Annotated in this window: 16 protein-coding genes; all 16 read left to right on the top strand. The window is 39.5% G+C overall.

The window, feature by feature from the left end; genetic code table 11:
• Positions 1-3 precede the first annotated feature (3 nt).
• The 16 genes from ACFO6W_RS23940 to ACFO6W_RS23865 all read left to right on the top strand — a co-directional run bounded on the left by ACFO6W_RS23940 (position 4) and on the right by ACFO6W_RS23865 (position 24181).
• Positions 4-1899 (top strand): OmpA family protein, encoded by a 1896-nt coding sequence (locus tag ACFO6W_RS23940; protein WP_380001267.1) that lies wholly within the window; start codon positions 4-6, stop codon positions 1897-1899.
• Between the two features lie 11 nt (positions 1900-1910).
• Positions 1911-4370, top strand: a complete 2460-nt coding sequence (locus ACFO6W_RS23935) for a Calx-beta domain-containing protein (RefSeq protein ID WP_380001265.1) — start codon at positions 1911-1913, stop codon at positions 4368-4370.
• Between the two features lie 61 nt (positions 4371-4431).
• Complete coding sequence (locus ACFO6W_RS23930) at positions 4432-4932, top strand: hypothetical protein (RefSeq protein ID WP_380001263.1); 501 nt, start codon at positions 4432-4434, stop codon at positions 4930-4932.
• 17 nt (positions 4933-4949) lie between these two features.
• Positions 4950-6344 carry a fimbrial protein gene (locus ACFO6W_RS23925; RefSeq protein ID WP_380001261.1) on the top strand — a complete coding sequence of 465 codons (1395 nt, stop codon included), beginning with the start codon at positions 4950-4952 and terminating at the stop codon, positions 6342-6344.
• 12 nt (positions 6345-6356) lie between these two features.
• Positions 6357-7370: a FimB/Mfa2 family fimbrial subunit gene (locus ACFO6W_RS23920; protein ID WP_380001259.1), complete on the top strand. Its 1014-nt coding sequence runs from the start codon at positions 6357-6359 to the stop codon at positions 7368-7370.
• Between the two features lie 17 nt (positions 7371-7387).
• Complete coding sequence (locus ACFO6W_RS23915; protein WP_380001257.1) at positions 7388-7819, top strand: hypothetical protein; 432 nt, start codon at positions 7388-7390, stop codon at positions 7817-7819.
• Positions 7820-7861: 42 nt separating this feature from the next.
• Positions 7862-12148: a T9SS type A sorting domain-containing protein gene (locus ACFO6W_RS23910; protein WP_380001255.1), complete on the top strand. Its 4287-nt coding sequence runs from the start codon at positions 7862-7864 to the stop codon at positions 12146-12148.
• Between the two features lie 13 nt (positions 12149-12161).
• Positions 12162-12566: a hypothetical protein gene (locus tag ACFO6W_RS23905; RefSeq protein ID WP_380001253.1), complete on the top strand. Its 405-nt coding sequence runs from the start codon at positions 12162-12164 to the stop codon at positions 12564-12566.
• 248 nt (positions 12567-12814) lie between these two features.
• Positions 12815-13420, top strand: coding sequence for a porin family protein (locus tag ACFO6W_RS23900; protein WP_380001251.1), 606 nt, complete (start codon positions 12815-12817; stop codon positions 13418-13420).
• 11 nt (positions 13421-13431) lie between these two features.
• A complete protein-coding gene (locus ACFO6W_RS23895; RefSeq protein ID WP_380001249.1) occupies positions 13432-13854 on the top strand; it encodes a bactofilin family protein in 423 nt (140 codons plus the stop codon).
• A gap of 260 nt (positions 13855-14114) precedes the next feature.
• Positions 14115-14867: a hypothetical protein gene (locus ACFO6W_RS23890; protein ID WP_380001247.1), complete on the top strand. Its 753-nt coding sequence runs from the start codon at positions 14115-14117 to the stop codon at positions 14865-14867.
• 28 nt (positions 14868-14895) lie between these two features.
• Positions 14896-17175: a hypothetical protein gene (locus ACFO6W_RS23885; protein ID WP_380001245.1), complete on the top strand. Its 2280-nt coding sequence runs from the start codon at positions 14896-14898 to the stop codon at positions 17173-17175.
• Between the two features lie 24 nt (positions 17176-17199).
• Positions 17200-17856: a hypothetical protein gene (locus ACFO6W_RS23880; protein ID WP_380001243.1), complete on the top strand. Its 657-nt coding sequence runs from the start codon at positions 17200-17202 to the stop codon at positions 17854-17856.
• A gap of 1202 nt (positions 17857-19058) precedes the next feature.
• Positions 19059-19607 carry an RNA polymerase sigma-70 factor gene (locus ACFO6W_RS23875; RefSeq protein WP_380001241.1) on the top strand — a complete coding sequence of 183 codons (549 nt, stop codon included), beginning with the start codon at positions 19059-19061 and terminating at the stop codon, positions 19605-19607.
• A gap of 69 nt (positions 19608-19676) precedes the next feature.
• Positions 19677-20645, top strand: a complete 969-nt coding sequence (locus ACFO6W_RS23870) for a FecR family protein (RefSeq protein WP_380001239.1) — start codon at positions 19677-19679, stop codon at positions 20643-20645.
• A gap of 347 nt (positions 20646-20992) precedes the next feature.
• A complete protein-coding gene (locus ACFO6W_RS23865) occupies positions 20993-24181 on the top strand; it encodes a SusC/RagA family TonB-linked outer membrane protein (protein ID WP_380001237.1) in 3189 nt (1062 codons plus the stop codon).
• Positions 24182-24190: the final 9 nt, after the last annotated feature.

Below are 24190 nucleotides of genomic sequence, written 5' to 3'. Positions count from 1 at the left end.
CTTATGATTAACAATATAATACGATCCGTTTTCCTTATATTCTTGTTTTTTATTTCATTATCCGCAATAGGTGATGATATCAAAAATGAAACGGAAGGAGACAGGAGAGCTAAAGGGATTGAGGCTCGCGCCGACCGAAAATTCATTCGTCAGGATTTTGACGAGGCGATGGCTATTTACGAAACAGCCTTTAGTCATGCTTTAAGTTCAGGATATGGGGCAGCTTTACATCTGAAAGTAGCGCGTTTATACCTCACTCTGTTGGATTATGCAAAGGCTGTACCTCATTATGAGTCGGCCATGGCTATCTCCGGCAACTTATTCAGTACAGCGGATATATGTAATTATCTGGATGCCCTGCGTTTTTCTGGACAGCGGATGAAAGCCATTAGCCTGGCCCGACGGTATGCCTTTCGCGATACTTATCATTCAGATCAGCGTTACCAGAATATCTTACATGCTCTTAATTACGAAGATGGCTTTTTACCAATAGGGATACCCGAGTTTACAGTTCGGTCATTGGATAAAGTAAATACTTCTAATTCTGAGTTTTGGGTAGGTGTGAAAGCAGGTGAGTATTTTTATGCCAGCAGCAAGAGTCGTTTCCACGATCCGAATAAGAAATTCTACCACCGCAGCAATTATTTTTCACTGGCTGAAAGTTCCGTATATTCCGTTAGGAATGAAGGAGATATAAAAAAACGGATGTTGGATATGATTCCTTCCAGTTTGCAAAATGGCCCCATGTCGTTTTCGCGTAATATGACCAGAATGGTAGTAACTCAGGTTTATTATGGAAAAAGCGAAGGAATAGGAATGACAGCTCAGGGGCTGAATACTTTCCAGACCAGATTATATTATTCAAACTATGACCAGAAACGAAAAGGCTGGTCTTCCTTCAAAGAAATTTTCCATCAAATAGAAGGCAGCTCTTATTCTCATCCTTATTTATTCAATAACGACCGTTCGTTGCTTTTTGCATCGGATATGCCCGGCGGTTTTGGCGGGTACGATATTTATGTTACTCACTGGGACGACCGGAAAGGAACATGGGGTGAATCTGTAAACCTTGGCTCTCAGGTCAATACCGAAGGAGATGAAATCTCACCGAGCTTGTTTGATGATATGCTGATCTTTTCCTCTAATGGTCATATAGGATTTGGCGGTTATGATGTATATGGCATAACTTATGAAAACGGACATACCGTAGATGGAAGCCTGGTACATTTTGACTATCCGATAAATACGGTTCACAATGATTTTAGCTTGCTTCATATCGACGAAGACCGAGGATACATTGTTTCGGACAGAAAAACAGCAAATAAAGATGATATATTCTACTTCGAGCGGAATATATCGGACAAACGAAAAAATAACATGCTTTTTGGCATATCAGAAGCTAAAGCTGTAAGCAATGGATCTATAAATCTAATAAGGGACGAAAATAAGAGTCATACAGGTCCTTTAAAGGAGGCTTTGCCCAGTAGCCGGTTTGTAGAACATGTGTTGAGCCTCTATTTCGATTTTAACTCTTATATGTTAGGCGCAGAATCGTTGAAAGCCCTTGAGGCATGGCAAAAAGAATCTGATTTCAGCAAAATAGATACGCTCGTCATGGAAGGTTATGCTGATGAAATCGGAGGAGAACAATATAATCAGGTTCTTTCTGAACAAAGAGCTGTCGAAGTCGGAAACTGGATGAAAGATAACGGTATAACGGCTAAGCTGTTAATGCAAGGTAAAGGACAGATTGCGGCCGATATCGATTTTTCCTCTTTATTATCGCAATTCAGCCAGGAATTATCAGGTAAATCCCTTTACCAATATCTTCCATTAGAGAATAAAATACGACTCAACCGGGATGTACGGCGAGTAGATATAAAAGCAATAACAAAATAAATATTATTACAATGCAGTTAAGAAGGAAATTGTATGCCATTTTGGTCGTTTTGGTTTTGTCATCGACATATCCACTAATCAATATTCATGCCCAATACATGCCTGTCGTTTACGACAGGACATATGGTGAAGACATCACATACCAGTATACCTGCCCTGTCACAAACGGGGAGGTAGCCCTGATAGGAAGTAATGACGGTGTTACTACGGTCACATGGATCAGCAGGGATGGATCGGCTGTTGCTTCCCGTACTTTGACGAAAGGGTTTGAGTCTGTAAACAACGCTTACCACATAGGTAATAGTAAACTATTGATACTGGGGCAATCCCGGGATTGGCTTTCGAAGAAAAAAGACAAAGGCGTTTACGGCAGATTTATTATAACTGATAAAACAGGAGAAATACTTAAAGATATTAATGTCGGAGAAATCGGTAGTGAACTGTTCTGCGGACAGCAGCTTCGGGACGGCAGCTTTGTATTAGGAGGATATGAGCCGCGCTCCGGAAGCGTTCGGGCAGGTATGCTTGCCAAGGTGGATTCTACCGGCAAAGTAGTTTATAAATATATTTCCGATGAAGGTGGTCCATGTATGGGTTTCGATGTACTCGGCAGTTCCAGGGAATATATACATGCGGCTTTTACAGCCGAAGAAGGTACTGTATCTGCTGTGGTCAGGCTCGACAGTAATGGAAAACCTGTATTCGTTACAAAATTACCGGAACCGGAATTTCATCTCTTTAAAATGATTACGGCGGAGGATGACCACATATTCCTTATCGGAAACAGCCAAATAGCCGGTGGACGAATAATGAAAATACGTCCGGAAGGAGATATTATATTCAGCAAAGAGATTGTACCGGCTTCGGGCGAGGCTTCCTTACAATATTTATCTCTGGCAAAGAACGGGAATGTTCTTGTTGGTGGAAATTCAGCGGATAAGAGTTACTATTCCCTGTTGCGCAATGATGGTACAGATTTGCAGAAGTATATAATGCAGGGAACTATTTCGGGTATGGAAATGAATCCTGTTTCGGGAGAATCTGTTATTGTAGGCTATGATACTGAACGTGGTCGCGGCACAATGATAGGATTGTCTAAAGACGGACGCCAGATATACCAAAAGGCTACTGATGGTAATTTCGATCAGGTACATATGACAACAAACGGTATATTCTTAACCAGCAGGTCGAGCGGACGGGTATGTATGTTGTCTGCGTCAGGTGAACTCCTGTTCGATCGTTATGCTATAGAGGATGACAAAAAGATGTTTGAAGAAATACTGTTCACACCAAACGGGGATATCCTGTTTAAAGATATGAAAAACCGCCTGATAAAATTAGGGCATGGACTATATGTGTCGGATGTAAAGATAAACAAACCGGTAAGTGGCTTCACAACTGCTATCTTCACCATCACACTTACCGGTTATCCGACAACAGACCAGGGCGCCCCTATACCTGTAAGGGTAGAATATCTGACTACAGACGGTACAGCCAACAAAAGCGACAACTATCTTCCTGCCAGGGGTAGCCTGTCTTTTGTCCCTTCCAACGATGGCACAGCACGATATATGATAAAGCAGGATGTAGAAGTCCCGGTGAAGGCCAATAATTTGATGGAGGGGCGTAAAATGTTCGAACTGCGCCTGGCAAATGTGGAGCAAAGCTATATGGTGAAACCTGTCGGTGTAGGAGATATAGAAGATCAGGAAGTATTGGTTAAGTTGATGGGTACACGTGACGGACTTGAAGGTGCACAGGATATTATATATGAACTGGGGATCTTCAAAACAAATGGCGAAGCATTGATCAATGCTACAGGCTCTGATATTATAGTGGAAGGTATTTATGGAAAAGGCACCGCAGATAATTTGGACTTTGACATGGGAGTCAGCCCGCGCATAGTTATAGGAAGGGGTGCCAGTTCCGGTAAGTTTAATGTGAAAACATTAGAAGACACCCGTTATGAATTACCTAAGTCTGTGGTTGTAGACTTCAGAAAGATATATGCGATCAATGATGCGAATATCAATTTCGAAAGCTCAAACTTAAGCTGTACCGGTACAATTATAGATCAACCGGCACATATTGCGATAAACTCGCTGGGCGACCATGGCAGAATGAATAGTATTGTTTCCGGTTTCTTCAAATTCGCCCTGTTAAGGGCTTCGGATGGAGCTTTGCTTACAAATGCCACAGGAGGAGATATTGCTATTTCCTGTTCAGTAGATACTCAGACAACAGCAGAAGAAGGTAAAGACTTCGTATTCACGAACCGTCACGATTTACGTATCTGGGGCGATGGCAACCGTAGTGCTATTAACCTGAGCGGTATTATTCTGCATAACCCGGATAATAAAGGAATTAAAAAATTGGCAGTAGGCATAGACTCTGTAAAGAAACCGGACAATGCTCCTGAAATACAGATTTCTCCCAAAGAATCTATCGCCGGATTTTCAGTTGTCGAATAATAAGTGAAGTATGATGGGAAGCCGGGGTCGTTAGCAGTTAAAATTTAATGAAAAGTAAGACATGAAACACATAAATATTCCTTTGATTTTATCGTTCAGACATTCACAGATAAAAGAGTTTGTAATGTACACAGGTTCTCGTAAAGGGGCTATCACCTGTGACATTACGGAGGTAAGACCATCCGACTTGTGGAAAGATGAGATAGAAGAAAAAGAAAATCTATATAAAGAGATGAGAGTAATTTTTATAGATGATTCCCGGCTAAAAATCATGCCTTACGGCTACTTCTACAGATACAGGATGAGAAACGGAGTTGTGGAAATTCTGGTTTCCGGAAAAGACAAATGGATACCGTTCGCCTATGGGAACAGGGATAAGTTGACAATAAGATTGGGATTGACAGGTATAGTGGATATTAGCGGTGTAGAAAAGAAACGTTCATTGAACTACAACGAGACATGCTGGAGTGCATTCAACTATGCAGGCCTGTCCACCTTATCCTTACTGAAAAACGAAAAGAAAAAAATAGCCTGGTGCAACATCCACTATGTTTTTCAATAATTAAGACGCTGACTCAAATGCAAAGAAGAAAATTGATAATGGAAAAAATGAATATAAAGAAACATACTTATCTGCTAATGTGCATACTGGCAGGGGCACTTATGTATTCATGTTCCGGAGATGAATCACCAGCTCCTGAAGGTCTCAAACAGGGAACCTCTCTTTCTATTTTACTTAATGCCCCTCAGCAAGGGAAAGAGAAATCTTCCGGTAATCCGGATATAAGCGCTGAAAGTAAGATATACAGTCTCGAAGTGCTTGTATTCAAATCGGAAGGTGAGTCGGAAGAAGGAAAACTGGATGGATATGGATATGTTGCCCGTCAGACAAAAAATGTAACCGGACAAATTTACGATAAAGAATATATAGAGATAAATGAAATAAAAGATATAACCGTTACAGCGGGGAAACGGGATATTTATGTGATTGCAAATGCTCCTGATAAATATTTCAGCTCAGTTACCAACAGCCAGGATTTCCTGAAGAAATACGAAGATTTATCAACACAGGGACGCTATCCTTATCCGGGGACTACAACCCCGAATGCGGACGAAGATTTACCGATTGGAGGCATAAATCCTTCCAATCTGAAAATGAATCTTACCATGTGCAATTATAAAAAAAATGTATCCCTTAACAATTTATATGATCACCAGTATCTGGGATATACAACAAATAATGGTCGTCCCGACGGCGTTGACCCGGGTCAGGGTTGGTTGCTGGATGGCTCTAACCCTTTCTACATAGAGCGCTTGGCAGCAAGAATTGCCATACGAAAAATTGAATTTGACCTACCTGCCAGTCTGCCTTTTGAAGGGGTTAGCTATCCTTCAAATGATTATACCTTTCAGATAGATTCTGTGTTCATGCTGAATACAAAGACAACTTCAAAATTTGCAGCTGATTCTCAGATTGGATTTACCGAGAAGTTTGGTCATGGATGTCAAACAGGTTATTCTTTTTTGAATAATTCAACCCGGATTTACAATCTGAATCAGGATAGTGAGCCGGCAGATTATCTTATGGAAGCCATAACAGCGACTAATTATGATATTAGTACAAATGCGACGCCTCTATGGTTCTACGCATTTGAGAATGAAAGCGGTAGCTATCCCACTTATCTGGTAATAGGTGTAAGATACAATTTTAAAAGTTCTAAAGATAACAGTCTCAATACTCTCAAGTGCTACTATCCGGTAATAGTAAATCAGCCTAAAGCGGGAAAACCAGCAGATCATGACTATGTTAAGCGTAATTATCAATACCAGATCACAGCTACTATAAAAGGATTGGGAAGTATGTACGGAAATCCTACAGCCTTGAAGAATGCGCTGGCAACAGATTCGGAAGTTGAAATAACAGAAACAGTGGGACGGAATCTCTTCCCTTGGACAGGAGATGTTTACAAGTAAAAAGAAATGATTATGAATAAAAATATCATTATAAGCTTATCCTTTAATTGCATGGATTCATTTACGAAAGCATTCGGGTTGTTTGTCATATTCGCCTTAATTGCGCTTTTGTCCGGATGCGACGGAGATAAAATCGTGGGAGAAGAAGAACCTCTTGAGACAAATATCACGATGACTTTAAAGTCAGGTACCGATCCTGTATTCCTGAATAACGCTTTAATATATGTGTTTACCAGCACTGATAAGTTTGTAGAAAAGAAATTGAATATAGTCAGAAATGATAATAAGCTTTCTACTTATATGCCTGTGGGTATATCGAATCTTGTGCTTTTGACATGTAATACGGATATAGCCGGAAAAGTAACCCTTCCACCTTATGGGGGAGCAAATACTTATCCTATGTGGAAAACGGGTTTTACCACTTCAGCAAATGAGTTTTTAGCACAAACTCCGGCAGAACTCAGATACGCGTCGTTACCAAATACGGTTATAACCGAAAATATGAAGACGGAAAAGCAAGCTACGATGAACCGGAATGTGGCAAAAATACAGGTTATATTAAAGGATTATACCGGCTTTGACCAGATACATTCAGGAAGAAATGATTATGCATTTGTCGATCTGCTGGATGTGCCTACAACGCTGGATTGGTCTGGCGGATATTATCCCGGTAAAGACAATCCGGACCACTCGGGAAATATACCGGTCAGGGAGTATTTCAACTTTAATGCCCAATTAAAAGCCGACACTGTAAATTTTATAGTTCCGGCGCACAGGGGGTCTGATGCTTTCGAAACACAGCATATAGATACCACAACTCACAAATTGCGATTGCGTACCAGTATGCCGCTGAAAGGACAGAGCTACTTCGGGAAGACTCCCATCGAGATATCTTTTGTACCTAAAATTAACCGGATCATACAACTCATAGTCACTTTCAGGGGGGAACCGGAAACAAATCTAAGTATAAATATAACTGTTAAGGATTGGGCTGATCCCATCGATCAGGAGATAATATTTGAATAAATTAAAAGAGCAAGTCTATGGAACCTAAAAATATATGTTCAAAGGCACATTTACTGATTATTTTCTTCAGTATCTCACTGTTCGCAGTTGCGCAGACAAAAGAAAATAATAAGGATTTACTGCAAGGGAAATGGGTACTGGAGAATGTTTGTGTTGATGATGCAGGACGTACGCTATATATTGATAGCTCCAGTAGTTACGGTGAATTTTACTCCGGAATAGAGATCAAAGAAAATATAATATGTCTTAAAGAAGATGAGACGAAAAATCAGGAAGTGAAATACGAAGTGGATGGGAACTTTCTGGGATTTGACCTTTCATCCGGACAATCGTTCATCGCTGAATGGGCTGTACTCGACGACAAGTTATACATGGAGTTCAATAGTTCTAATCCCTATAATACATCAAAGGAAATTAAGATTTTACTGATTTATACAAAAAATAAGTAACATATTTTCATCCTAGTAGTGAAGTAATAAATGTAAAGAAATATGCAACATTTTACTGTTTTACATAAAATATTTTCTAACGGTTCTTTTCTTCAGAAAGGCATAAGAAAACGTTTGGTACAGGTACTTTCAATTCTGTGGTTAGGATTTATAACGACAGCCGTGCAGGCGCAGACTGTGGTTACACACAATATAGGTTTAAGAAGTTTGACTATACCGGGTAATTCTTCCAGTAATTATATTATTACCGGGACAACCACGGCTAATACTATCACAATTCAATCCGGTTACCATGGTACTGTCACATTGGACAATGTATCCATTACATCATCAAAGACAGGGTTGACGGGAACTTCAACCAAGGGAACCAGTACAGATGTATCGTGTATCACTGTTCTGGGAGAAAATGACCGATCTAATCTCAATCCTGTTACTAAAGTCAATTTTATATTGAAAGGAATCAACGCCCTTACGTATACACAAAATAACTATTGCGCTATCCAGGTAAATCAGGGTGCGCAGATACATATCAGTGCTGATAATCCTGATGATAATTCTTCCGGAAAGCTAACTGCTGGATGTACAGTCGGTGCAAGCGGTAGTGGAGGAGGTGGAGCTGCTATTGGCGCACCTAATTTTAATTCCGGGTATGGGCAAGGGACTTCTTCTTCAATTACCTGTAATGCAGGAAGTAATGGTGGGTCGTATAAAAATACAGCCGGAGGGAATATTATTATTTCCAGTGGAACGGTAATAGCTAATGGAGGACATGCTGCTGGTATTGGTGGTGGATGGTACACATATTATAACGGGATAATCCTAATATATGGAGGTGATGTAACAGCCAGCTCGAAACGTCATGCGGCAGGTATCGGAAGCGGGTGTCCGACCGGAAGCGGAGTTATTGGATGTTATGCGGATAATAGCGCAATAATATCATTGCCACCTGCAACTATAGAAGGTTATGGAGCAGGGGAAACAAATACGGTAGTTCCTGATCTGGCACTGGCAGGAGCAAAAAACATAACTTATATAAACGATCCGAACAAAACAAAAATCACAGTGCATACTGAAGATTATCAGCCTGATGCGAATATTTATCTCGATCTGACGCAAACCACAGGTCTGGCAAATATATTTACCCAGCTGGGGATTGACTATGATTTGAAAAAGGTGAGGGTTGGGAGAACCGGTGCGGACGGTAAATTTGTTTTCAATGCACATTTTGAACAGCTTACAACATTCTTTACCGATGCATCCAGTAATAGTAACGGGCGTCCTTATATGCCGGTAGTGACCACCGTTATAGGAAATCAGGGTAGTACAAGAGACATAGAGCTACCACTTTTGAAAACAGATATTGCCTTTACTGATTATGCGTCAACTCCTCTTGAGGTTGGTTATACGGCTCAACAAGCATGGAACAATGCTTATAGGATAAAGATGGAATACAAAGACAATGAATCTATGAGTAATCTTACGTTTAAACTTCAGGCCGGGACGGCAAGTAATTTTACAGGGATTAAATTTCTGGCGGCAGACGGAATTACTGTAGTTTCTGCGCCCACTACCTTAATCAAAGGCGATGTTTATTATATAGTTTTACCTATAGTGACAGGTAAGCAGATAGGTGTGTATTCTGATGTCCTTCTTATTAACGGGAACTGGAAAGGTATCGCCTTACCCGGCTATATCCGCAGGATAGGTATGCAAAGAGTTGTAAGTAATGATACGGGTATAAATGAACATATTAAAGTAACCGCTTCACCCAATAAGTCTATATTCCTGACATCGGCATCAAATAAAAATGTAGAGTTGGCCTTGAATATAAATCATACAGGTACAGGGGTTAATTATGATCCGCTTGATGTAAAAGCCAAATATATAATAACAACAGAAAAGAATTATAGTGCAATCACTACTTCCGTCAATGACTGGACGAATCTGAATATACCTGATGGTATTAATACGGATAAGAAAACGACTGTCTCTTTTAACGGAGCAAATATAAATAAAAGGACCGGTTATTATATTCACTGGTATGTAGAATCGGGTGTGGTATATGCACATAGTCAGGACGTAACTAATCCTCCGCTTACATACGGCGGTTTTGGACCCTATATAATTGCTGATGCTGTGACAGCCGGCACATTGGCTGGTAATCCGTATGTATGCAGTGGACAGATCCCAACCGAAATAAAAGGAGAAGCCTCCTCGGGTGGCAGTGGTGATTTTAGCTACAAATGGCAGGTAAGTACCGACAATGTAACCTGGACCGATGCTCCCGGCACGAATAATGCACTTAACTATACTCCGGCTATATTGACTGCATCTCCGGCTTATTACTGCCGGACAACTACAGACAATCAGTATGGAGGAACCTATTATAGTAATGTTTTCTCTATCGGTATAGTAGCAGGTGGTCAGACACTATATTGGAAAAAAAGTGCTGCCAACAATAATTGGAACGATCCGTCCAATTGGGTTGATGTATCGGGAACAGCACTGAATATGGTACCTGTTTCTTGTTCCAACGTATATATTCCGGGAGGTTTAACTGTTTATCCATCGCTGGATGCCAATAGCACGCCGGTTGATGTGTACGGTATGCCTATATGCTGCAACATAACATTCGAATATGGAGCGGAGCTGGCATATCAGCACAGACTGACTTATGAGAAAGCGTATATCCAATATAACTGGGGTTATTATGGGAATATGGCCGGGGTAAATTATGGAAATCAGCCGGTTGGTAATGCCGGTATTTCGGGAACAGCAATGCTACGGGATAAGTGGTATGCACTATCGGCTCCACTGAAAGGAATGGCCACAGGAGATTTTGCTTTTGCGGGATATCCTCTGACATGGCAGGCCGGATTTGCTTTATCAGATCCCCAAACCGGAATAAAAGGAAGAGAGATTGAAGTTGGTGATTTCAGCAAAAAGTTCTCAGCTAATGATGTGCCGTTAAATGAAACAAACAATGCTATTGCTGTAAAAGTTGCTTTATATCAGAACTCTGTCGGTTATGCAGACCATCGCAATCTTGAAGGTCTAAAAGGAATAATAGAAATCCCGTATTTTGAGAGTGCTGAAAAACTTCCTTATTATCCGGGACACAGCTACGACAGGTTTACGAAAGAGAGTAAGTTCTTCTACTTCAACACGCAGACATTACAACTGTTGTATTCCCCTCTCGGGCGGATGAAGCGTGGCAGCGAAGCTTATAGATTTATTTATGAAGAAAACGGAACAGCCCCCAATATTACCGTCTCAGGTTCCCCTGCTTCGGTCCCTGGCTATGAACAAAAGGTAAAAAGGAATAGTAGCACATCATTGAAGGCCATGATTGGTAATCCGTTCCTGGCACAAATAAACTCCGGTCATTTTTTAGATATAAACAATTCGGATGCTGCCAGGAAAAAAATAAATGAAACGGCAGGATACCAGTTGTTTAATAGTTTGGATGGTACATGGAAACATTACTCTTTCTCAAACTCCAACTATATTCCAGCATACCAGTCGTTTATAATCACCCTTATGGATGAAGAGGTAAACCTGCTTTTTCCTCTCGAAGGAACTTATGCTCTTACAAGCCCAATTACAGCCGGCAGTTCTTCTTCAGTTTTAAGTGCGGGAAGCTTATATCTGAAGTCCGTTACTGGTAATGGGACGGAAGGTGATCGTTCCGTTCTTGTATCCTACGGGCCTAAAGCGGAATCGAATATATCCAATGTTAAGAAAATGATTAGTTCGCAAGGGTATGCTATACCGGAAACATTCTTTATTGCTACTGATAACAAAAGTTATAATCTGATTCAGGCATATGAAAAAGGAATTAGCGAAATAGGAATAGGAGTAAAATGCTCTGATACTAAAAATACACTTTCGCTTACCTTCGAGAATGCAGATCGATTTTTATCTGCCAGTAATTTATACCCGGTACTTGTTGATAAATATTTAGGAGTTAAACAAAATCTGGTTTTGAATAATACCTATGATTTTACCCAACGTCCGGTGGATTCTAAAAATGAATATATCGATGCCGATAGGTTTGCTTTACAATTAATATCGCCCGATAATCTGTTAGAGCCGGAACCGGGCTCCGATATAAGTATCATATACAATAATAAACAGTTGGTAGTTAATGCAAACCGGAATATAGAACAGATCCGGATATATGATGTCCTTGGGCGCCGTATATTTTCTGATATGAAAATAAATACCAGCCTTTATGTAAGATTCATACCGCTAAATCAGGGTATCTATATTGTAAAAGTGCATACTAAGGAGGGAGGAATAAAAGTTGGCAAAATAATAGCACCTTAAAAATTAAAAAAATATGAGCAACATTCAGCAAATATTGGAAAAGGAAAAGTCTAACGACAAGCATATCCGCCTATACCGGATCGATGGGTACTGGCTTGCCTTTGAGCGTTCAGCTTTCAATTTATTCTCGGTCTGCAACGTAGATATGATTCTCAAGATAAAAGACGTCCGGGAAGAAGGAAGCAGTATCCTGATTGTCATCGTGAAGGACGGGGAACCTTGCTTGTTCAATCCGCATTTCACAGTTCTCGACAGTTCGGAAAATGAAATGCTAATAGCCAGCCGTACGATCTGTAAGGGATTCGCATTCTGGAAAGACAGCTTGATTCCGAGGTTCAGAAAAAATATTCATCCGGCCTCTGAGGAAGATATTCCTCATATGTTCCAACATTTGAGTTTAGAGATGTTGCTCTGTTAACAAAAAGACATAATGACCGGTGTCAAATCCGGCATCATAAATTATAACTCATTAACAATTAACAAAATGGTAATGATTTCCGAAAATTTATCTGATTATATACATATTGTACGAAGGGATAGAAAAAGGGCGTTGCCCGTGCTCAGGAGACGTTGTAATAATCCGGTAATAGATATAAGAGCAATCCTGATTGGAGGATGTGGTACTATTATGGTGTTTTTATTTGGTATGATAACTTTTATGCTGCTATGAAGACACTCTTTATCACGATATTGTTCCTTGCAGGTACATATACAGCCGGTTCCCAAACTATCGGAGTACAAGCCGGGATTCGGCTCAATACGTCTGCTATAAGATATGCCGGAGTGGATATAAGCCGTAAAGCCGGTTTTGAAGGAGGCCTCTCTTACCAGCATCCTATAGGTTTGCCCGGATTGAATTTTCGCGCTGCAATACTTTATTTCAATCAGGAATTCAGTCTGGAAAACGATATGGGAAACAATACCGGAATTACCTACCATTTTATGGAAGATAATCTGAAGTTGCCGTTGATAGTTGAGTGGACTCCGTTCCCGGCACAAATAAAACCTTTTGTACAAGCGGGCTTATATACTTCTTATGCTATCTCAGGTAACATAAAGGACAGCGATTCAAGGAATAGTATAATATACGAGAAAGCAGGACACCGGCTCGATTATGGAATTGTCATAGGTGCCGGAGTTTATCTGACCCGGCAGATTATTCTGGATGTCAGGTATGAACACGGATTTGCCGGCCGTAATTTAATGCTTGGCGATCAGACGGTGTATGTCTGTAATAAAGGGTATTCAGCCTCATTATGTTATCTTTTTTAATATATATTGAGATGTTTAATAAATACAGAATAAATAAGGGTTCTAATGGCCAGAATCCGGATTCAAGGTCTCTTAGTATTCTCTCCGGTTCTGCAGAACTGAAGGGTGAAATCAAAATTGAAGATGACTTTAGAATAGATGGTAATGTGCATGGAGATATCTATAGCGGCGGTAAGGTAGTTATAGGCATTGAAGGCTGCGTCAAAGGTAAAATAGTTGGAAAATCGGTTGAAGTCATTGGGAAGATCCTGGGTGATGTGATAGTCTCTGACGTTGTTGTTTTGCGTGCCTCATGCTATTATGAAGGGCAGATAACAGCCCGTAACATAGAGATCGAAGCCGGAGCCAGTTTCTTTGGCAATTGCAGGATGGAAGAAGATGAGATCCTTGAAGATGCCAAGACCAGTATATTACCAATGGTGGAAAATGAGTAATAAAAATAGAATGGATACCGCAATGTAGTTTTGTAAAGTCTGTTGTGATTATATAAGCTGGGAAGCCAATGTAATCAACCCTGCAACTAACCTTCCCCCCCTCTTGGGAAGGTTAGCAGAAGGGTAAACAGAGCAATAGCAAATGGAGTTTCTGAAATTTGTTTCAACCGGAATAACTATTTAAGATTGTGGAATTCATAAATTCCTACATTTTTCATTTGATTAAGATTGAGTTAAGAAGAAATTAAAGATAGAACAGGATGATAAAGAACAGAATTATTTTAACATTAATGAGTGGGCTGCTTGTGGCCATCTCATTACAGGCGGATGGAGGTAAAACCCGGGATAAAGGAAAACCGGAGTCCGGGAAAAAAATTCTTACAGAAGAATTTAAGGATAGAATTACCGGGTGTGTTATCACTTACGAGTACTATAAAGATCCGGAGGGCAAAAAAATACTTCACGGCAAATACAAGCGGCAGTGGTCTCTACCCAAGGATGACAGGGGTAACTGGTCGGGACGCGAAGTCATAACGGCAACATTTGCAGATAATAGGTTGAATGGTGTTGTAACTATTAACTGTGAAAAATATAAATGGCAAAGGAAAAGTGAGTTTATAAAAGGAAAAGGTAGGAAAGTGTCGTTAATTCCGGTAGAATCTTATGTCGTTAATAATCTAAAGTTAACTGTAAAGAATGATACACTGGCCGGAACATTCAATTTCGAGCTCGGAAACCTGAAGTATGAAGCATTGGGGAAGGTGAATGAAGCCGGTGAAATGCAGGGGAAGTACACCCTTTATAGAAAAAATATTACTGAAAGTACAACCAACCCCCGAAATATAGGATACGACTGGGTGGTCGAGGAACAATATTTATGCGACCCCGATTATACGTATAAAGACGCTGCCCCCAAAGTAGCAGAAGTGGTCCTGGGCTATCCGGGGACTTCCAGAAGCGAACAGATACGTATCAAAATACCTAGGCTGAGGTTGAGTATATCTCCAAAGTAAAAAATATATCAAGGACTAAATTATTAATATGAAAAAAAGTGCTAAATCAAATATATCGTCATCCGTTTTATTATTGTTGCTCTTGTTGATAGCCATATTTGCTATGTTTGTTTCCTGTTCTTCAAATAAGATGAGAGGCAAAATAGAAATAGAACGGCTTTTCATGCAAACGACAAAGCCTGAAATAGATTTTGTAAATAGCGGAGGACTACAAGGCCAGGGCGGACCCCGGACAATATCGGAAGAAGTATCATTTACAAATCCCGAAGACCAATCTCTGGAAGAGAATGAAGTCTTCGCCAGTAAAGCGACCAAATTAGATACCAGTAAAGTTTATAAGTTATCGGAAGTAGTTATAAAGGTCAAATCATATTTTGCACCAGAGCGCGATGGGAAGGTTAATCTTGACTTTAATATCATTGCACCGATTGATGTTTTAGACCCTAATTGGCGGCTGGTACTTGTACCCAAGCTTATAGACGGAGATTCTATCTGCCGCTTGGATACGGTCATCCTTGTGGGAGAAGGCTTCAAAGATAAGCAAACCGGGGATTATGAGGCTTATGAAGACTTTCTTTCTACCATCGTCGATCCTTCAGCCTACGATTCTTTGTTCGTAAACTGGAAAAGTTTGTACAAAGAAATTCATAAAGTGCAACGGCGCAACTATGAAGATTATCGGAATCAATATGAACTGGTAAGGAACTACGAGAATTGGAAAAAGATGAACGAAATGGAATTCTTGAGTATGGAAGCTCTGGCTATGCGTCACAAAAAACATATGTATAGCAAATATTGGCGTAAAGCTGAGAATCAGGTAATAAAGAATAAAGAGAGCGGAAAAATCTGGGACGGTATACATGAGAAATACGATCAGAAATATAAGAAAGACTATGTGAATTTTCTGAAAGATGTATTCTCTTTACACTGGCTCGATAGTGTTACGATCGATCTTAATCTGCATGCACAAAAAGATAGTATCTTAAAGAGAAGCCATGTGCCCCGCAAATATCGGGAGATACACGCAAAGAAGCTGACCTTAAATGACATGAAGGCGCAAGCTTTTACGCGGGAAGATTCAGCCAGGATAGCAAAGCATCACTACCTGATAGATGAGATCGTGCTGAATGAGCTTAATATAAACCGTAAAGATGATATATTTAAAGAAACTGTTGAATTCCCTTACCGGTCCGGTCCGGAAGGATTGAAAATAGATACGACGATCACAGCAGAGAATGACGTTATTTACCATTATCGTCAGCCATGGATGGTAAGGCCCGGTATGAAGAATCTGAAGATAGTTCTGGAATCAAAGGCAGAGGCTATAGATCGCTCTGTATTTGTATTTCCCACTTCTGATACTCTGACTTATTTTATAGCCTCATTATCACAATTGGCGGATGGTGATCTCGCCACAGACCGCAGGAAATTGCATAAATATCTCTTTGATAAAGGAAGTGTACAGCCAGATTACAAGACGCGCAAATCATATCAGTTTGATGAGAGTATAAATCAGGGTGTTTTTGATAAATTAGTGGAAGCGTACAATACTTATGCGGCCAAGCCTGAATATTCAGTGGATAGTATAATTATACAATGTAGCGTAGATTTACAAGGTGATTGGGAATCTAACTACGAACAATCACTGCGCCGGGGAAATGCTATTTCCGCTTTTTTGAAAAATAAGATTGCCGCACCTTTAGTAGTTAAGCCTAAAGGAGAGGATTGGAGTGCCTTGGTTAAAGAAATCCAATTGCGGAATGATTTGCCTAATAAGGCTGCTATACTGGATACATTAACGAATGCCGTCTATCCGGACAAATCGGAAGAAACTATCAAAAAAATATATCCTGAAGATTACAGGATTATCCGGGATGAAATATACCCGAAACTAAATCGTATTGATTATTTTATCGAGCTGTGCAGGACTGATATTGAAAAAGATACTATCCAGGTTACTTATCGTGAAGATTATGCCGATGCAATCCGTTTATTAAAAAACGGGGAATATATGGACGCTCTTGAAATATTGGCGGCTTATGGTGACTATAATACGGCCTTATGCCTGGTATGTCTGGGGTATAACGATAAGGCTTTAACTGTATTGGATAAATTACCGGAATCTCCGCAAAATGAGTATTTATCGGCTATTATATTTTCCCGTAAAAAAGATGATAAAGAGGCCGCCAAAAGACTGATAAACGCCTGCAAGTTGAATCCTGATCTATACAATAGAATAAGATTGGATTCGGAAGTAAGCGAACTGGCAGACAGGGTCAACCTATGGCCACGGCTAAGTAAATATTAACATAATATATAAATATAAGACAGTATGAATTATATCAGAATTATATTAACACTAGGGTTCATGGCTGTATCCTTGGCAGCTTTTTCACAAACGGATTCCAAAAATTCGATAACTTCGGAGTGGGAAAATATATCGTTGGGTAAACTACAAAAGAAACCCCGGTTTAAAGAACCTATGATTTCTGTTCGTTTTATATCGGAAGAAGGAGCCCGTTTTTTACACCTTTCTCTTAAATACATGTTCACTGATGCCGTGTTTGAAGAGGCAGTCCCGGTGGAATATTACAAAAATGAAAAGCTCGAATGCGTTACGGATAAGGGTAAGTTCGAACTTAGGGCAGTAAGGTATGCTAAAGCCAGAAGGATGAGTACTGTTGCTCAGAAAACCGCAGACATAAGGGTTATTTTTGGCGGAGATTTATCTTTTCTAAGTAATAATCTGATGAAAAATTTTACCGTCCATTATGCTCAAGGTTATCAAAACATTGACCTGAATGCGGAAGAAGCAACTCATTTGCAGGAGGCATATAATAAATTCTTGTCAACGTTGCCTAAACCTAAAGAAACACCTCATGTAAAGATCGAAGGCGTAGCGCCAAAGATTGTGAGGCCCGATACCGTACAATCCAGCCAAAGCTCGCTCGACCGGCTTCGTAAACAGGCAAGGAACTGGCGGAAATAATCAATCTGAGAACTTGCAGGTACCTGAATTCCAGTAAAGATGAAATCTTATCCTCCTACTGTTTTTTAGGTTCCTGCTTACTTTTACATGGCACTGGTACGACCTTCATCGATACTTCTTACAAAAATGGAGTGTTAGCAGGAGGTTTGATAGCCATTTCCCTATATATAATTGACAAGATTAAAAAAACAGACAATGGACACATATTTTTTTCTTTTGGCCGGATGTCAGGTTATATACTGGTTATTTATTATTTTAAGTATGAATAGAGTCCCTACAGATATTGATCTATGGGGTGAAGAAGTTGATTAATAGATTATCAACAGTCATATGAGTCTATATTAGTTATTTTTACATTAATTAACCGTATATTGTTAAAACCTGACACTTCTGACACTTTTCTTACTGTTTTTAAATCGTTATTTTTATATCTGTTAACTATATTCAGTTAAAAAGTAACAAAGGTAACAGAATACAATTAAGAATGAAGAATGAAAAATTAAGACCAACGGTCAGCAGAGCTAATTCTTTTGTCATGCTGAGCGAAGCGAAGCATCTCCTTCATGAAAAATTTATTTCATAAAGACCCTGAGGCGTAAAATCCATTTTTCATTCTTTTATCCTCGATTTTTTACTTTTATTAACTATATATAGTTAAAAAGTAACAGATATATCAGTTAGCAGTAAACAGTCATTAACCCGTAAGATGTAAAAAAAAATGCGCCTTTGCGTCTTTGCGTGAAACAAAATAGGGTGCTAGCCAACTTGTAACTTGTAACTGCCCGCAGGGCGCAGTAACTTGTAACTCTTAAAAAAGGTAACAAAAGTAACAGATATATCAGCTAACAGTAAACCAACTTGTAACCCGTAACTGCCCGAAGGGCGAAGTAACTTGTAACTAAAAAAGTACACATGTTACACTTTTTACTCAATTTTATTTTTTCTCATTACGTCAAAGAACCCTCCATCTTGTAAACTGGTACACTATTTACCAATTTGCTGATTAATTCCTTCAAAGACTAAAAGCTATCATATACATATAGATAAACTTTTTAAATCCCGCTTACATAAAATCGCTTATGCAAATTTAATGCGGTTGTCCTGGCTATTTTTTAGATATTGCCTTGGTTTCTTACAAATTTTGTATATTTGATTTCTACAATAACCTAACCTGGACATTCATGTTGAAAGATGAGCTAGTTATGCAAAACTTTAATGAGTTGTTTTCTGTATACCGGAATCGCTTCATCTTATTTGCAATTAGCTATGTCGATAACAAGGAAGCAGCAGAAGATATCGTCATGGATAGCTTTATGTATTACTGGGAAAAACGGAAAGAATTAGACGATACATCAAACATACCCGGATATATACTTACCACAATAAAGCATAAATGCCTGAATTATCTGAAACATAAATTACATGTAGAAAAGACTCACTCAGAAATTAAGTCTCATCAAAGCAGGGTTACAGAATTAAATATCTCATCACTGGAAGCCTGTGAACCTCAGGAGCTGTTTGCAAAAGAACTTGAGGCTTTGATAATGGATACGCTTAACCAATTACCGGAACCCTCCCGGACTATTTTCATAAAGAGCAGACTTAAGAATAAAACTTATAAAGAGATTGGACATGATTTGAATATTTCAGAAAAAAGTATTGAGTATCACCTAACTAAAGCGATAAAAATATTAAAGGAAAATCTTAAAGATTATCTCCATCTTCTCATATTGTTATCATTCTTCAAATAAGAAATAGTTAATATTGGTTAAATTAATTGATCCTGACAGGGATTTGTCTTTTATAAATGCTTTATATATATGAACCAAGAATTTGACAAGAATATAATGTATAAGTTCTTTACCCGGAATATCACTGCCGGTGAAGAACAACAATTATTAGATTGGATTGATGAATCCGGGGATAATAAAGATATATTCTTATCCGAAAGGAAAATGTACAACCGGTTGATCCTGAATATCGGAGAAAAAAATCTTATAGATTCAGCAAGCGCTGGAGAATACAACAAGGTCAAAAGAATACCGGTGTGGATAAAAGAAGTGCTGAAAATATCCGCTGTGATCCTGTTGGTCTTAGGCGGTGCGTACTTCTTTAACAAGCATCAGTATAATAATTTGCAAACTCTTTCAAATGAGATTGTTTTACCGGCGGGAGAAAGAGTTAGCCTTACTCTTTCCGATGGAACAAAAGTATGGGTTAACGCGAAATCAAAATTCACTTATCCTGCCTTGTTTGGAGATAAAGAGAGACGGGTACTCTTGGATGGTGAAGCCTTCTTTGATGTGACAAGTAATAAAAAACTACCTTTTATCGTTGAAACGCCGAAGGGAGAAGTAAAAGTATTGGGTACAGAATTTAATGTCGATGCTTACTCTCATTCTCCCAAAATGACTATTTCATTATTTAAAGGTAAAGTTGAGTTTTCCGGTATAATGCTGCCGAAGCCTGTTATATTGGCTGCTAACGAATATTTTGAAAGTGTAGGTAATGAATACACCGTAAAAATGCTGGAAAATTATTCTGCTGCGATGTGGAAAGATGGAATAATAGCATTTAAAGATACCCCGTTCCCGGAACTTATAAAAACCTTTGAGAAATATTATGATGTGAAAATATATATCCAAAATCCGAATTTATCAAATACGGAGCTTACCGGAAAGATACGGGTCAATGACGGGATAGAGCATGCCTTGAAAGTTATTCAGAAAAATTCAGACTTTAAATATAAAAGGGACAGTGAAGAGAATAATATTATATATATAAATTAGAAAAACACTTATTATTAACCTAAAAATCTAATCGCCTATGAAAAAATAAAAAACCTGAAAAACATTTGAATCTAAAAAAATCTGTCGATGCGACCACACCGACAGATAAGAGAAAAAGATTTTATCATTATTTCCATAAAAACCTTTAACAATGTAAATATATGAAAATTATAACAAAAACAGATGTTTTTGCTACTAAAAACGTCTGTCATAAACAATTATTAAGAGTGATGAAACTTACTTCTTTCTTTTTAATCGTTTTTGTTTTTTGTCTAAATGCAGGGAATCTCAGTTCACAAAACATAAAGGTAACCTTAAATCAAAAAAATGTCACGTTAGAAACAGTTTTGAACAAGATTGAATCTCAAACGGATTATTTATTTGTTTATGACAAGTCAATAAACAAAGACCGCATTGTATCTGTAACGGAGACAGAACAAACATTAGCCGATGTTCTGGAAAACCTATTTAAATCTACCAATATTTCTTATTTTGTAGAAGGAACCAATATTGTCCTTAGCACAAAAAATATCGGATCGAAGGACACTCCTCAGCAGCAGCGTACTATAACAGGTACCGTTCGAGACGAGAATGGAGAAGCTATAATAGGTGCTTCGGTTTCCATAGAGGGAACAACCAAAGGAACCTTTTCAGATATTGACGGACGATTCGAAATTTCCCTGCCGGCCGGAACTTCAAAACTGATGGTATCCTTCATCGGAATGGTAACATATGAATTTACTGTAGGTGCACAGAATAACTACAATATTATTCTTAAAAATGCGACCGTGACAATGGATGAAGTCGTAGTCACAGCCTTAGGTATCAGAAGAGAGGAAAAGGCCCTTACTTATAACGTACAAGAAATCAAAGCCGAAGAATTAACGACCGTAAAAGATGCCAACTTTGTCAATTCTCTTGTAGGTAAAGTTGCGGGTATTACAATCAATCAGAGCGCATCGGGTATAGGAGGTTCTTCCCGTGTAATAATGCGTGGAACCAAATCGTTGCTCGGAAATAATAATGCACTCTATGTTATAGATGGTATCCCCATTTATAATACAAAGAACGATCAGCCCGAAGCCGCTTACGAATCGCCCGATGGCGGAGACGGAGATGTCATGTCATTTCTCAATCCTGAGGATATAGAATCTATATCTGTCCTGTCCGGGGCTGCCTCAGCCGCGTTATATGGCAGTCAGGGTGCGAACGGGGTTATCTTGGTAACGACAAAAAAAGGTAAAGAAGGCCGGGTACGGCTTAATTATTCGAATAGTACCATGTTTATGGCGCCATTCGTTAAACCTCAATTCCAAAATACTTATGGAACAAAGGGTACGGAATTTAATAGTTGGGGGGCAAAACTGGATAAACCGACATCATACGACCCTATGGACTTCTTCCAGACAGGATATACAGAAACAAATTCATTAAGTGTATCGGCCGGAAACCAGTATAACCAAACGTACGCTTCGGCATCTGCTCTTTTAGCCCGGGGGATTATCCCGAATAATGATTTGAGACGTATAAACCTGACAGTCAATAATACTACCAGCTTAATTAAAGATAAGCTAACGCTCGATCTCGGCTTTTCATATGCAACCCAAAAGGATAAAAACATGTTGATTCAGGGGCAATATCACAATCCCCTCGTACCTCTTTACCTGTTTCCGAGAGGTGATGATATCAACAAGTATAAAGTATATCAAAGATATGATGAAGGCCGTAATTTCTCACTGCAATACTGGCCATATGGTAATCAGGGTTTAGGAATGCAAAATCCGTACTGGATAGTTAACCGGGAAGCATTTGAAAACAAAACAGACAGGTATTCCATCAATGGCGCTCTGATTTATAAACCGGTAAACTGGCTGACATTGACCGGACGGGCATTGAGTACATTTACATCTAACACGTTTGAAAGAAAAATTTCCGCTTCGGCTGATCTTCTCTTTGCCTCCGAAAAAGGAAACTATATGCACCGGCAGACAAGCAATAAGCAGTTATATGCGGATTTCTTAGCCACAGTTGACAAACGGTTTGGTGACGATCTTAGCTTAACCGGAGTATTAGGAGCTTCCGTTCTCGACTTTAAATATCGTCAGAGCGGAGCCGAAGGCCACCTAAGTATAATCCCCGACTTTTTCTATTTAGGAAATTTAGACCTCACCCATCCCGAATCAAGACTCCTGCAGAATGATTATAACGAGCAGACTCAATCTGTTTTCGCGACAGCCCAGTTAGGTTACAAGAGTATGCTTTATATGGATCTGACCGCACGTAATGAATGGTCTTCCGCACTGGCATATACAGACCACGGAACAGCTTTTTTCTATCCTTCTGTCGGCTTGTCGGGTATAATAAGTGAAATGACGGATTTAAGCTCCGTAGTCTCATTTCTGAAAGTAAGGGGGTCTTATAGTGAAGTGGGAAATGCCCCTCTCAGATATATCACGATGGTAAATTATGGGCTGAAACAAAACGGCAGCCTCGATCTGCTGCCGTTTTATCCGGCCCGGGGTCTGAAGCCGGAAAGGACAAAAGCTTATGAAGTTGGGTTGAACACGAAGTTTTTGAATAATATGCTAAGGTTCGATATAACATATTACAATACGAATACTTACAATCAGCTATTTAAAATAGATGCGTCTACGACTTCGGGCTTTTCCTACTATTATCTGAATGCCGGAAAAGTAAACAACCAGGGCGTCGAAATTTCATTAGGACTGGATAAAAGATGGAGGGATTTCCAATGGAGCTCAAACTTTACTTACACCCTGAACCGGAACAAAGTAAAGAAAATGGTAGCAGCCGGGACAATAGATCCGACAACTAACCAGCCGATGGAAAACGGCATGAATGAAATTATAGCCAGCGAACAGGATGCATACCGGATGGTAATAAAAGAAGGAGCCGCTATGGGAGATATCTATGTATATACACTAAAAAAAGATTTAAATGGGAATGTATATGTAGACCCTGTTAACGGAACTGTAAGCGCCGATACCAAAAACTGGGTCAGGGCAGGAAATCCGGCTCCAAAATATAACCTTGGATTCCAGAATACCTTTAGCTATAAAGATTTTTCTCTGGGCTTTTTATTCGATGCCCGTGTCGGAGGTGTCGGAGTATCGGCAACTCAGGCTTTGATGGACCGTTACGGTGTGTCAAAAGCTTCAGCAAATGCCAGAGACGCCGGAGGGGTTGCCGTTAATGGCGGCCTGCTGAACCCCGAAAATTATTATTCCGTAGTTGGGGGAGGTACGACAGGTATTCTGTCCGAATATGTCTATAGTATGACCAATGTCAGGTTGCGGGAAGCCAGTCTTAGCTATACCCTTCCGGCAAATCTCTTCAAAGGATATGTTAAGAATGTGACCCTGTCTGTGATCGGACGCAATCTGTGGATGATATATAACAGAGCTCCGTTCGACCCTGAAATCACGGCTTCCACAGGCACGTACTATCAAGGATTCGATTACTTTATGCAGCCAAGCCTTCGTAGCTTCGGGTTTAATGTGAAAGTAGAATTTTAATAACTTAAA

It is taken from the genome of Dysgonomonas termitidis, from assembly GCF_042654545.1.
GTDB classification, from domain to species: Bacteria; Bacteroidota; Bacteroidia; order Bacteroidales; family Dysgonomonadaceae; genus Dysgonomonas; species Dysgonomonas termitidis.
Note: the sequence above shows the minus strand (reverse complement) of the source record. Positions and strands in the feature narration are given on the sequence as shown.

What these genes read in the sequence shown, in the direction of transcription:
- ACFO6W_RS23940 (WP_380001267.1), top strand. Translation starts at nt 4, where the DNA reads ATGATTAACAATATAATACGATCCGTTTTCCTTATATTCTTGTTTTTT.
- ACFO6W_RS23935 (WP_380001265.1), top strand. Translation starts at nt 1,911, where the DNA reads ATGCAGTTAAGAAGGAAATTGTATGCCATTTTGGTCGTTTTGGTTTTG.
- ACFO6W_RS23930 (WP_380001263.1), top strand. Translation starts at nt 4,432, where the DNA reads ATGAAACACATAAATATTCCTTTGATTTTATCGTTCAGACATTCACAG.
- ACFO6W_RS23925 (WP_380001261.1), top strand. Translation starts at nt 4,950, where the DNA reads ATGCAAAGAAGAAAATTGATAATGGAAAAAATGAATATAAAGAAACAT.
- ACFO6W_RS23920 (WP_380001259.1), top strand. Translation starts at nt 6,357, where the DNA reads ATGAATAAAAATATCATTATAAGCTTATCCTTTAATTGCATGGATTCA.
- ACFO6W_RS23915 (WP_380001257.1), top strand. Translation starts at nt 7,388, where the DNA reads ATGGAACCTAAAAATATATGTTCAAAGGCACATTTACTGATTATTTTC.
- ACFO6W_RS23910 (WP_380001255.1), top strand. Translation starts at nt 7,862, where the DNA reads ATGCAACATTTTACTGTTTTACATAAAATATTTTCTAACGGTTCTTTT.
- ACFO6W_RS23905 (WP_380001253.1), top strand. Translation starts at nt 12,162, where the DNA reads ATGAGCAACATTCAGCAAATATTGGAAAAGGAAAAGTCTAACGACAAG.
- ACFO6W_RS23900 (WP_380001251.1), top strand. Translation starts at nt 12,815, where the DNA reads ATGAAGACACTCTTTATCACGATATTGTTCCTTGCAGGTACATATACA.
- ACFO6W_RS23895 (WP_380001249.1), top strand. Translation starts at nt 13,432, where the DNA reads ATGTTTAATAAATACAGAATAAATAAGGGTTCTAATGGCCAGAATCCG.
- ACFO6W_RS23890 (WP_380001247.1), top strand. Translation starts at nt 14,115, where the DNA reads ATGATAAAGAACAGAATTATTTTAACATTAATGAGTGGGCTGCTTGTG.
- ACFO6W_RS23885 (WP_380001245.1), top strand. Translation starts at nt 14,896, where the DNA reads ATGAAAAAAAGTGCTAAATCAAATATATCGTCATCCGTTTTATTATTG.
- ACFO6W_RS23880 (WP_380001243.1), top strand. Translation starts at nt 17,200, where the DNA reads ATGAATTATATCAGAATTATATTAACACTAGGGTTCATGGCTGTATCC.
- ACFO6W_RS23875 (WP_380001241.1), top strand. Translation starts at nt 19,059, where the DNA reads ATGCAAAACTTTAATGAGTTGTTTTCTGTATACCGGAATCGCTTCATC.
- ACFO6W_RS23870 (WP_380001239.1), top strand. Translation starts at nt 19,677, where the DNA reads ATGAACCAAGAATTTGACAAGAATATAATGTATAAGTTCTTTACCCGG.